This window comes from Streptomyces niphimycinicus (genome assembly GCF_018883605.1).
GTDB lineage: Bacteria > Actinomycetota > Actinomycetes > Streptomycetales > Streptomycetaceae > Streptomyces > Streptomyces niphimycinicus.
Genome location: NZ_JAHLEM010000426.1, coordinates 1 through 10,922 on the forward strand (window position 1 = coordinate 1; position 10,922 = coordinate 10,922).

Annotated in this window: 11 protein-coding genes and 1 pseudogene; 6 read left to right on the top strand and 6 right to left on the bottom strand. The window is 69.5% G+C overall.

The annotated features are described in order from the left end of the window. From KN815_RS31590 to KN815_RS31615, 6 genes and pseudogenes are all read left to right on the top strand, one after another. Positions 1-309: pseudogene (locus KN815_RS31590) on the top strand (hypothetical protein); the annotation flags it as partial. A gap of 311 nt (positions 310-620) precedes the next feature. Then, on the top strand, positions 621-1,688 hold the full coding sequence (locus KN815_RS31595) for an alpha/beta fold hydrolase (protein WP_216345290.1): 1,068 nt from the start codon (positions 621-623) through the stop codon (positions 1,686-1,688). 223 nt (positions 1,689-1,911) lie between these two features. Then, positions 1,912-2,409 carry a sigma-70 family RNA polymerase sigma factor gene (locus KN815_RS31600; RefSeq protein ID WP_216345291.1) on the top strand — a complete coding sequence of 166 codons (498 nt, stop codon included), beginning with the start codon at positions 1,912-1,914 and terminating at the stop codon, positions 2,407-2,409. Next, positions 2,406-3,041 carry a hypothetical protein gene (locus KN815_RS31605; protein ID WP_216345292.1) on the top strand — a complete coding sequence of 212 codons (636 nt, stop codon included), beginning with the start codon at positions 2,406-2,408 and terminating at the stop codon, positions 3,039-3,041. Before KN815_RS31600 ends, KN815_RS31605 begins: the two co-directional genes overlap by 4 nt. A gap of 107 nt (positions 3,042-3,148) precedes the next feature. Then, entirely contained in the window at positions 3,149-4,735 is a 1,587-nt protein-coding gene (locus tag KN815_RS31610; RefSeq protein WP_216345293.1) for a YncE family protein, read from the top strand. A gap of 64 nt (positions 4,736-4,799) precedes the next feature. Then, on the top strand, positions 4,800-5,495 hold the full coding sequence (locus KN815_RS31615) for a DUF1775 domain-containing protein (protein ID WP_216345294.1): 696 nt from the start codon (positions 4,800-4,802) through the stop codon (positions 5,493-5,495). A 46-nt stretch (positions 5,496-5,541) separates the two neighbouring features. Here KN815_RS31615 and KN815_RS31620 read toward each other — a convergent pair whose 3' ends face one another. The 6 genes from KN815_RS31620 to KN815_RS31645 all read right to left on the bottom strand — a co-directional run bounded on the left by KN815_RS31620 (position 5,542) and on the right by KN815_RS31645 (position 10,643). Then, positions 5,542-5,733 (bottom strand): hypothetical protein, encoded by a 192-nt coding sequence (locus KN815_RS31620; protein WP_216345295.1) that lies wholly within the window; start codon positions 5,731-5,733, stop codon positions 5,542-5,544. Then, positions 5,730-6,332: a hypothetical protein gene (locus KN815_RS31625; RefSeq protein ID WP_216345296.1), complete on the bottom strand. Its 603-nt coding sequence runs from the start codon at positions 6,330-6,332 to the stop codon at positions 5,730-5,732. Before KN815_RS31625 ends, KN815_RS31620 begins: the two co-directional genes overlap by 4 nt. Before the next feature lie 172 nt (positions 6,333-6,504). Continuing rightward, positions 6,505-7,725, bottom strand: a complete 1,221-nt coding sequence (locus KN815_RS31630; RefSeq protein ID WP_216345297.1) for a helix-turn-helix domain-containing protein — start codon at positions 7,723-7,725, stop codon at positions 6,505-6,507. Further along, complete coding sequence (locus KN815_RS31635) at positions 7,722-8,042, bottom strand: hypothetical protein (protein ID WP_216345298.1); 321 nt, start codon at positions 8,040-8,042, stop codon at positions 7,722-7,724. The genes KN815_RS31630 and KN815_RS31635 overlap by 4 nt, the downstream gene beginning before the upstream one ends. Positions 8,043-8,050: 8 nt before the next feature. Continuing rightward, a complete protein-coding gene (locus tag KN815_RS31640; RefSeq protein ID WP_216345299.1) occupies positions 8,051-9,943 on the bottom strand; it encodes a phosphocholine-specific phospholipase C in 1,893 nt (630 codons plus the stop codon). A 4-nt stretch (positions 9,944-9,947) separates the two neighbouring features. After that, entirely contained in the window at positions 9,948-10,643 is a 696-nt protein-coding gene (locus KN815_RS31645) for an HAD family hydrolase (RefSeq protein WP_253209357.1), read from the bottom strand. Between the last annotated feature and the right edge of the window lie 279 nt (positions 10,644-10,922).

The following is a 10,922-nucleotide window of genomic DNA, read 5'->3' on the forward strand; positions in this document are numbered from 1 at the left end:
CACGTCACCACGGCGACCTTCCGCGAGTACCACATCCCGGAGTTCGCCGATGTGCCGCGCACGGAGGTGTACTTCGCCGACACCGCCGACGCCCTCGGACCCCTGGGCGCCAAGTCGATGAGCGAGAGCCCCTTCCTCCCGGTCGCTGCCGCCTTGGCCAACGCGGTGCGGGACGCCACCGGGGTTCGGCTCGGCACGTTGCCGATGACGCGTGACCGGGTCTGTCTGGCCATCGCCGCCTCCCGCGGCACACCCGTCGCGCCCGACGAGGTCCCGGCAGACGGGCCAGCCGGGCACACCCCGGCCTGATCGCCTCGCACGAGGAAGGCGGCCTCGGCGCCGGCGGCCGACTTCGGCCGCGGCGGCTCGGGAGAGCCGCCACTCTCCTTCGGATGGTCGGGAAAGTGGGCCGGGTCGAGCACCGGAAGACCATTGCGGATCGGCGGTGGTCGGCGCGGCAACCAGTTCATCGAGCGGCACAGCGTAGGCGCGGGCAAGCGGCAAGAGCCGTTCCAGAGTCGATGCGGATCCACTCGGGTCCACACGGATCCACACGGGGCGGTTTTGCAATCCCGCAAAAAAGTATACGGAACCGCAAGGCCGCACCTGAAGATCGCGACATGAACCTGACTCGAAACCACAGGCGCACTCCCCGCCGACGCCTCCTCCTCGGAGCCGGCGCGCTGACCCTCTCACTCGCCGTGGGCAGCACTGCCGGGTGCGATGGGCACGACGGGGCCGCCGTATCGGGTCCCGCTACCGTCTCGGCGGCCGGGCCGGCGGCGTCGTACGACGCCGCGACGAAGCATGACGCGGAGTTCAACGCGACGTTCAAGCACAAGTTCTCGACCGTCCGCGGTGTGCGCATGCACTACGTCACCGGCGGTAAGGGCCCGGCGCTGGTGCTGCTGCACGGCTGGCCGCAGACGTGGTACGAGTGGCGGAAGATCATGCCGGCTCTCGCCGAGCATCACACCGTCTACGCGCTCGATCTCCCCGGCCTCGGCGACAGCAAGGGAAGCCCGGAGAGCTTCGACAAAAAGACCCTGGCACGTTACGTCCACGGTCTCCTGCGTGACCAGATCGGACTCGACAAGTTCGACCTGGTCGCACACGACCTCGGCGGTGGCGTCGGATTCCAGTACGTCTCGCAGTTCCCCGGACAGGTGAACTCCTACGTGCACATGGACTATCCGCTCCCCGGGCGGAAGCTTCCCGCCGCGCAGTACCGGACCTTCTCCTGGCACATGGCCTTCAACAGTCAGCAGGCGATCCCCGAGAAACTCGTCGACAACCCGAGCGACGTGCGCGAGTACCTCACCGCCTTCTATCCGCAAGTCGCCTACGGCGGAGCGTCATTCGGCGGCAAGAGGACACGGTCCCCCTTCACCGAAGCGGAAATCAACGAGTACGTCCGCACCTACAGCCGCCCGGAGGTACTGCACGCGGGATTCGAGCTCTACCGAAGCCTGGACAAAGACGAGCGTGACAACACGGCAGCGGCCCGTGTCAACACCCCCACCCTCCTCCTCACGGCAACCGGCTCACTCGCCTCCACCCGGCCCACCCTGACGCCGACGCTGCGCAACATCACACGCGCGGTCGAGATTCCCACATCAGGCCACTGGCTGGCGGAAGAAAACCCCAAGGCCGTAGTGCGTGAGATCCTCTCGTTCATCAGCAAGTGACGCCGCGGTCCCGCCTCCGCGTGAAGTGACGTAGGTCATATCCGCACCGATCAACACTCCCGGCCCGCCACCCGTATCCCCTCGCGCATCACGCATGGTGAGATCGGAGGATGCTGGTGAAGGTGTGGCATACCGGCAACGGCGGGCGCTGGTAGTGGGTGTCCGGATGTGGCGCGGGCGCCGGAAGGGGGCCGGCGACGAGTCTTTGGGCAGTGAAAGGGGGGTGCGCGCCGCCTATCACGAGTACGGCGGCGAGCTCCTGGGCTTTGCCCGCAACGCGCTGGGGGATACTCAGCTCGCCGAGGAAGTCGTGCAGGAGGTGTTCCTTCGGGCCTGGCGCGCCTCGGATTCGTTCGAGAGCAGGCGGGGGAGCCTGCGAACCTGGCTGTACGCCATCGCCCGCAATGTGATCGTGGACGCCCGGCGGCACCGTGATGTCCGGCCGGCGGTGGCGCACCAGGATGAGACGGGGAGGACGAGCCGGGATGCCGGGGTTGACCCGTACGATCGGCTGCTGGCGCGGATAGAGCTGCGCGAAGCGCTCGACCGGCTGCGCCCCCAGCACCGGGAAGCGGTCATCGAGGTGTATTTCCTCGGCCGGACCTGTGCCGACCTGGCCGCAGAACTCGGCATCCCGGCCTCCAGCGCCCGCAGTCGCCTCCACCACGGCATCCGCGCGCTGCGCGACATCCTGGACGAGAACGGATGGCTGGCACCATGAGCGAGATCTGCACCGCGATCCGTGAAGAGGTCACCGAACTTCTGTTGCTGGACAAACCGTTGCCCGCCCCTCTCGCTCGCCATGTGGCGTCATGCGAGGGGTGCTCCGAGGAGGCGGAAGGCGTGCGCCGGGTGGTTCGGACCTTCGAGCGGGCGGATTCCGTGCGTATCCCATCCGCCCTCCCCGAGACCGGCGGAGCGTCTGTCGTCGCCTCGGTGGGGCTGCTCGGGAGTGCCCGCCGCCGGGTGGCGGCCGGAATCGTGTGCGTGGTTCTGGCCGCGTGCGCGGCCCTTGTCACGGTCATGGCGACCTCTGGCAATGACACCCGCACACACGTCGCCGCGGTCCATGTCGCACAGGACGGCGCGATGGTCTCGCACTCCTGGGGCACCGAGATCCCGGTGTCGCTGTCCGGGCTGCGCGCCAGCGGTACCTACCGGCTGATGACGGGCAACGCGCGCGGCGACCGTGTGCAGGCGGGCAGCGTACGGGCGAGCGGAAGGGATGACGCCCCGTTGCGCGTCCGCCTGACCACCGCCATGCACAAGGACACCATCACCACGCTGTACGTACAGGACGCGGACGGGCACTTCGTCGCCCAGGCCCCGGTGGGTCCGAACCGCGGTACCTGACGGGGCATCGCCCCGCTCCAGCCGGACTTTCCCCTGAACCGGGGACGGCCATGAACCCGCCCTTTCTTCAATGCGCCGTCAGGCGCACCTTTTATGGAGGTTTGCCAGTGTTTTCGATCAGGAAAGCGGTCGGTGCGACCGCCGTGCTGACCGGCGTCGGCGCCACGGCCCTCGGAGTCGTGAGCCTGGCCCAGGCCGACCCGTCGCACCCGGCCACGGTCCAACGCGCCGCGGTGAAGACCACCGCAGGCGACGGTACGTCGGTTTCGGCGCGCGTCTCGGGCCGGGACCGCGTGTACACCGCCGATCAGACCTCCAACACGGTCACGGTCATAGATCCGTCCACCAACAAGACACTGGGCACCATCGCCCTCGGTGCCCAGCGGCTCGGCGCCACCCTGGGCCCCCAGTACACCGACAACGTCGGCGTGCACGGCCTGGCCTTCTCCCGTGACAGCAAGCGTCTCGGCGTGGTGAGCGTCACCAGCAACACCGTCGACATCATCGACACCGCCACCAACAAGGTGATCAACGAGACCGACGTCGGCCGTGCGTCACACGAGGGCACGTTCACCGCGGACGGAAAGCAGTTCTGGGTCGCCGACCGGGGACGCGACACCGTCACGGTCGTCGACGCCGTACACGGCGGTGTCGTCCGCACGATCAAGGTCGGCCCCGGCCCGTCCAAGGTCGTCCTCAGCCCCGACGGCAAGACGGCCTACGTCAACCACATCAGCGCCCCCGAGATCACAGCCGTCGATGTGAAGTCGCACAAGGTCATCCACACCATCAAGGGCCTCGGTCACTCCTTCTCCTCGGACGAGTCGATCTCGCCCGACGGCACGGAACTGTGGGCGGCGCACAAGCGCGCGGGCCTGACCAGTGTCATCGACCTCAAGCACCGCAAGGTCACGGCCGTACTGAAGACCGGACCGGACACCAACCACCCCAATTTCGCCAAGACGGCGCAAGGTTCGTTCGCCTATCTGACCGTGGGCGGTCTCGATGAGACCCTCGTCTACCGCCGCAACCCCGGCGGCACGCCGGAGCTGGTGACCCGCATCCACGACACCGGGCATGCGCCGCATGGCCTCTGGCCCAGCGGCGACGGCACCCGCATGTATGTGGGCATGGAGAAATCCGACGCGGTCGACGTCATCGACACGGCCACCAACAAGGTCATCGACACGGTGGCCGTGGGCCAGGAGCCTCAGGCTCTGGTGTACGTGCCGGGCGCGGCGCCTGCCGGCTCCGCCGCCAACCTCGGACGCCAGGGCCTGGGCGACGCGCCGCACAACGTGCCCGCCACCCTGCCTGACGGAACGGCGGGCGAACCCATGCGCCCCGACAACAAGGGCCGTCGGCTGGAAGCCACGGTCCGGCCGGTCAGCGGCCTCGACATGGTCCAGCTCCAGGCACGTGATCTCCAGCCGACCACCACCTACCAGGCGTACGCCGTCCAAAAGGACGGCAGCAAGATCCCGCTGCTGTCCTTCACCACCGACTCCTCGGGCAACGCCCCCCAGGTGCTGGCCTTCGCCGACTTCACCGGCGTGCGGGTCTCCCTCACCTCCGAAGGCAAGGCCACTCCCCAGACCCTGGCCCGGATGTCGGCGGCGGTCGCCTCCACGCACCACGCGGGCTCGGACAGCGCGGTCGAGGCCGCCGACCTCCTGTACTGCGACTGCTGCTGAAAGGCTCGGCATGACACCCCCACCTCGCGTCCGCTCCGGCCGGCGTACATACCAGGCGGCAACCGTGCTGGGAACGGCCACCGGGGCGCTCCTTCTCCTCGCGGGGCCTGCCTCCGCACACGTACGTGTGTTCTCCGACGGGGCCAAGGAGGGAAGCCCGGCCACACTTCGGTTCCGGGTCCCCTCCGAGAAGGCGGACGTCACCACCATCCGTTTCGAGGTCGCCCTCCCGAAGGGGGTCACACCCACCGCCGTACCGTCGGCCTCCGGATGGACGCGCAAGGAAATTCCTTCGCGCAAGGGCGGGCCGATTCACATCATGTGGACCGCCACGGCAGGTCACGAACTCGAGCCCGATGCGCACCGCTACTTCGACGTACGGGTGGGGCCGCTCCCGAAAAAGCCGACCCTCGCCTTCGACGTGACCCAGACGTACTCGGACGGGTCGGTCGTGAAATGGAACGAACGACAGACGGGCAACGAGGAACCGGACTTCCCGGCACCCGTACTCGTCCTGGAGGCTGGTGCGGCCAAGGCGGAGCAGGAGCGGGAGCAGCAGAAGCAGAAGGCGGCGCCACAGCCCACCACGACCGGCACAGACGACCGCACCCGTGCGGCAGCGACCGCTCGGAACGCAAGCTCGGACACGACATCGTGGATTCCGTGGACCGTGGCAGCCGCCGCGGTCCTCGGCGCCGGCACCGTCGTTGCCGTGCGCCGCCGACCGGCCCCCGGCGAAAGCGGGCCGACACCGCGTTGACAGGAGGTCTTGGAGGGGGTGGCGGGGGTGGCCTTACGGTGACCCATCATGTGTCGCCCCCTGACCGGGCCTGCCGAGCGGCCTCCTCGTAGGCGCGCAGCAGCCCCTCGCCCTCCGAGCAGCCGCCGCCGGGCGTGCGGCAGGCCGGGCAGCCCGCGGCGTGCTCGATGGCCGCGCGCCACGCCTCGTCGGCGAACGGGTCGTTGGTCTCCTCGGCGGTCTGCTCGGGGGCCGTCATCGGGTCCTGCCCCGGTCGAGGGCGCGGCGCCGTGCGGCGGCCTGGGCGACGGCATCGCTCGGGTAGTCCCGGGCGTGGCTGGGGCAGGCGTAGACGGTCGGGCGGGCGACGCTGCCGCCGTGCTCTGTGGCGACCGGGACCGGTTCATCGGTGGGGAGCTGGCAGCGATGGCAGAGCTGGCGGCCGTCCGGTGTGGGGCCGAGGACGTCGTCGAGGGCCTGTCGCAGGGCGCGGAGGAGGTGATTGATGTCGGTCAGATACCGGTCCGGGCCGAGCGGGATCCGCCAGTACGTCCGGTGCTCAGGCCCCCAGGAGGCGGGCGGTACGCCGAGGAGGGTGCCCTCGTCGGCCAGCTCGGTGAGGACGCGGACCTGACGCATGCGCCAGATGCGGACGGTGGCAGTGTCGACGGCGATCAGCCAGTACGTCTTGCCGTAGGTGTCGTCCTGGATCACGGCGCCGGACTCGTCACCGAGCAGTTCGAGGGCACGGTCCGCGACGGCGGTGGGCGCGGACAGGGCGTCCCACCAGCGGCCCACCGGTAACGCCTCGATGTCCTCGGTGTTCGGCGGTGTCCACGGCAAGGCTCTGGTCTTCACGTCGGGCTCCCCTAGCGATCTGCGGGGGCAGCGCTGGCCAGTGTCCTGGCGGGAGCGCGGGCCAGCGCCGCCGTGATGCAGATCACGCTAGGTGTGCGCGCGATCACAGCCCAGTGACGTAATGCACCAGACGCTGACCTGGTTATGGCGCGACTAGGACATCACGTCCTAGTCAGAGAGCGGGCTCAACTCCCAGCCGGGCAGCCAGCCCTCGGAGACGGGCGTTCTGCCGCCTCTCCTCCTCACGCATCTCCAAAACCGTGGCCCGCGCCAGCATCTGATACCGGATCCATTCGGGCTGGTCAGCCTCCACCCCCAGTAGCGTGTCCAAAGCCTTCTCGCTGTCACCCACCTGATACTGAGCCTGGGCCACGTCCAGGCGGTGGGCGGCCAGGTGCACGGGGCGTTTGATCAAGTTGTGGCGCACATCCTCGGACGCCTCCAGAGCCTTCTGCGCGTCCGGCTCGCTGCCTGCCATGGCGATGTTGACGATCTGCGTCTTGACGTCGACCGGAGAGAAGGCGGTCCCGTACACGCGCACAGCGCCAGATCGGACAGCCGCGGACTCAGCGAAGTTGAGGTACTGATCGGCCTCGTCCTTCTGATCCCGCCGCGCGGCAGGTGTGGCCGCCGCCACCAAGAGGTTCCCGTACACCGCGTACTGAGCGCTCGTGCTACGCCGCATGGATGGCTCCAGTGCGTCCGCTTTCCGCTCGGCGATGGACTGTGCTTCCTCCCATCGGCCTTGCCGCAGCAGCACCCACGACAGGGTGGAGACGCCCATCCCCTCCATCAGCGGATCGGAGGCGCGCTGTGCCGCATGCAGTTGCTTCTCCACAGCTTCGAAAGCCCAGTCGGGATGTCCGGCCTGCGTCGCGAGGCTGGCCGCGAGCTGGTAGGCGAGCGCGAGCTGGTTCCAGACCTGCTCGACGAGCGAGCCGGTCGTCTCCCGGGCCACTGCGCGCCCGTCCCGAAGGAGGAGAGGGAGGGAGCCAGCGAGCTCGCTGTACTCCCCTTCCCAGTAGAGCGTGGTGGCCGCTCGGACCTGGCCTATCCACGACTCTGCGGAGGGTGGGTCCTCGTCGAGATCGCCAGAAGGTACGCCCGGAAGCGCGCTGATGTCCTGGATGGCGTCGCGCAAGGCGATGAGCCCACCGTCGTCGTCAGGGAGTTCTGTGGTCACGGTGGGCTGCCCCAGTAGTCGATCCAGCTCGGTATCGAGGGCCCTCGCCAGCTTCCGGAGAGTGCCCAGACGCGCCGACTGCCGGACGTTCTGCTCCAGTTTCCGGATGGTGTCGACATGGACGCCTGACCGTTCGGCCAGCTGTTCCTGGGTGACGTCGCGGTAGCGCCGGAGCTCGCCCAGGCGGTCACCAATGGTCTTGCTGCTCATGATGTACCCCCGCCAGAAGGTCTTTCGGCCACGGTACGCCGGGCGGGCAGGATCAGGGGAGGCTGAACACGAAAGAGCCCCTCGCCCGGCACGAAGCCCAGACGAGGGGCGTGTGGGATGACCGGCCCATCATCCACCGCGTGGAAATCCCCGACAGCCTCGTCGAACTCCAGACCTCGGCCGACGCCGAGCGCGCCGAGCTCACCGGCCTTGAAGGCGACGAGCACGCCGCGCGGTGGAAGAGCCGACGCGACGCCGCAGCCGCCGGCCAGGCCGCCGGCACCGGCGAGGAGCCCGCCGAGGGTGGCGGCGGCCAAGGGGTCTCCTACCGGCTCGCGGGACCCTTGGCCGGGCTCGGACCCGGGTGGACCGTCCCCGCGTATCGGTGGGTGAAGCCGGTGCCGTCGTCGGCGGTGATGGTGATGTCGTAGTGTCCGTCGTTCGTGGGCCATTCCACGGTGACCTGTTGGCGCGGGCCGACCGGCTGGGTGCGGGCCGTGCCGCCGAAGTCGTTCGGGGTGAGCGTGAAGCACACGGCGGTTGCGCCGTCGTTGGCCAGCAGCAGTTCGACGGACGCGTGGTGCGGATCGCCGCCGGGCAGGGCGGCCGCCACTCGGGGGATGGCGGTCTCGGACTGGTCGGGGCCCGCGACCGTCCCCGCGAAGCGGCGGACGAAGCCGTCGGGGCCGTGGACGGTGAAGTCGTAGGCACCGGCGGTGCGTACCGCGTCCCATACGTAGGCGGCCGTGGTGTGCGGGGCGACGGTGAACGGTGTTCCGGCGAACGGCCGGGCGATGTTGGGGAAGACCGTGAAGGGGAAGGCCGCCGTTCCCTCGTTGGCGAGTGTGCAGGTCACCTTGGAGGTGGCGCGGTCCACGGCGATATCGGCCCAGGGGCGGTACGGCAGCGGCCGGTGCGGGCGTGGGCCGCCCGGCTCCTGGGTCGGCATGAGCTGGGCGCCCGGCACGGGGAGTTCCACCGGCGGCAGTTCCATCGCCGCGTCGGCCCGCTCCATCAGCGTGCCGGTGTCCGGCAGTACGGGGATCGAGAAGTCGGGCCGGGTGAAGTCGAAGCAGGTGGTGAGGTCACCGCACACGGCGCGGCGCCACGCCGAGATGTTGGGCTCCCGTACGCCGGTGACGACCTCGAGGAAGCGCAGTACGGAGGTGTGGTCGAAGACCTGGGAGTTGACCCAGCCGCCGCGTGACCACGGCGATATCACCCACAGCGGGACGCGGTTGCCCAGCCCGATCGGCTGACCGTCCACGAACTCCTCGGGTGTTCCCGCGGGCGGGAAGGGCGGCACCATGTGGTCGAAGTAGCCGTCGTTCTCGTCGTACATGACGAGGAAGACGGTGTGTTTCCAGATCTCGGGGTTCGCGAACACCGACTGGAGAGCGGTGTCGACCCAGTGGGCGCCGTAGGCGGGGCTGGCGGCCGGATGCTCGCAGAACAGATAGGGCGAGACCAGCCAGGACACCGTCGGCAGCGTGCCGTCCTGGCAGTGCGCGTCGAATGCCGACAGGTCCCACTTCGTCATCGCGTCGAGGTAGCGCGGGTCGTCCTTGTCGAAGGTGTGGAACTGGCCGAAGTACTCCAGGGCGTTGTCCTCGTAGTTGCCGTCACGCTCGTCCAGGCCGGGGGTGTGGTAGACGCGCCAGGAGACGCCGGCGGCCGACAAGCGCTCCGCGTAGGTGGTCCAGTCGCAGACCGGGCTTTCGGGCAGCGGGGTGTTGTCGATCCACGGCCCCGTCGTGCCGTCGCGGCCCGGTCCGACCGTGCCGGTCCACAGGTAGAGGCGGTTGGGGCTGGTGGGGCCGGCCAGTGAGCAGAAGTACGCGTCGCACAGGGTGAAGGCGTCGGCCAGCGCGTACTGGTAGGGGATGTCCGCACGGGTGAGGTAGCCCATGCTCTGCTCGCCCTTGGCGGACGTCCAGCGGTTCATCGCGCCGTTGTTGATGGCCTCGTGACCGCTCTCCCAGTCGTGTGGCAGGCCGTCGGCGTTCTGCGCGTTGAACTTCGAGGAGTCCATGCGGTAGGGCAGCAGATATCCGCCGTCGGGCCGGGCCGGGGCGGGCTGGCGGAAGACGCTGTCGCCGTTCGGGAACGTCAGGGCCTGGCGGTCGTCGAAGCCGCGCACGCCGTTCAACGTGCCGAAGTAGTGGTCGAAACTGCGGTTCTCCTGCATCAGGATCACCACGTGCCGGATGTCGTCCATGGTGTCAGTTCCCTTGTGCTGATGTGACGAGGAAGGAGAGCAGGGCCAGGTCGACACGTTCCAGCGAATCGAGAACGGTGCGGTTGGCCGCGGGCCGGATCGGCACGGTGGAGGGCACGGCCAGCACCGGGCACCCGGCGGCCTCGGCCGCGGCGACACCCGTGGGCGTGTCCTCGACGACCAGGCACTTACGCGGTTCGACGCCCAGGGCGGCGGCAGCGGTGAGGTAGGGGTCGGGCGCCGGCTTGGTGCGGACGGTGTCCTCGACGGCGACGGTCAGCGCGAACCGGTCCGCGCCGAGCGCCCCGTGCACAAGGTCGACGACCTGGCGCGACGAAGCGGAGACGATCGCCGCGGGCACGGCGGCCGTGACCAGTTCGTCCAGCAGGCGCGGTACGCCCGGGAGCGGGATGACCTCGTCGGCGACCCGGGCGGCGAACGCGGTGTCCAGCTCCTCGGCGAGCGCCCCGATGGCGGGGGCTGCCGGGGCACCGGTGCGGTGCAGGTGAGCGGCGGTGTACGCGGCGGGGCGGCCCAGCACATGAGCCATGTCCGCGTCGGTCAGCGGCCGCCCCATCCTGGCGGCGATCTGTTCCACCGTGGCGCACCACAGCCGTTCGGTGTCGACGAGCGTGCCGTCCATGTCGAACAGGACGGCGGCGGGAAGGCCGGGCGCCGCGATGCGTTGGTTCAGGTTCAAGGTGAGTCTTCTCCGGTTCGGGGCGAGCGGGCGAATGCCGGGCGATCAGGTGGGTTGATCCGCATGGACGGTGTCGTTGGGCCGGGCGTCGTTGGGCCGGGCGTCGGTGGGCCGGGCGTCGGTGGGCCGGGCGTCGGTGGGCCGGGCGTCGGTGGGAGTCCTCGTGCCGGGTGTCGGTGGGCGTCGTCGGCCCCCTCGCGACCGCCGTCTCACCGGCGGCGGTCCACCAGAACAGGGCGGTCCGGCAGGGTCAGCGTGACCGCCGCACCGACCGGGAGC

Bases quoted from the DNA above. Each gene is read 5' to 3' on its own strand.
- KN815_RS31595 (WP_216345290.1), top strand. From the start codon at position 621: ATGAACCTGACTCGAAACCACAGGCGCACTCCCCGCCGACGCCTCCTC.
- KN815_RS31605 (WP_216345292.1), top strand. From the start codon at position 2,406: ATGAGCGAGATCTGCACCGCGATCCGTGAAGAGGTCACCGAACTTCTG.
- KN815_RS31620 (WP_216345295.1), bottom strand. From the start codon at position 5,733: ATGACGGCCCCCGAGCAGACCGCCGAGGAGACCAACGACCCGTTCGCC.
- KN815_RS31630 (WP_216345297.1), bottom strand. From the start codon at position 7,725: ATGAGCAGCAAGACCATTGGTGACCGCCTGGGCGAGCTCCGGCGCTAC.
- KN815_RS31640 (WP_216345299.1), bottom strand. From the start codon at position 9,943: ATGGACGACATCCGGCACGTGGTGATCCTGATGCAGGAGAACCGCAGT.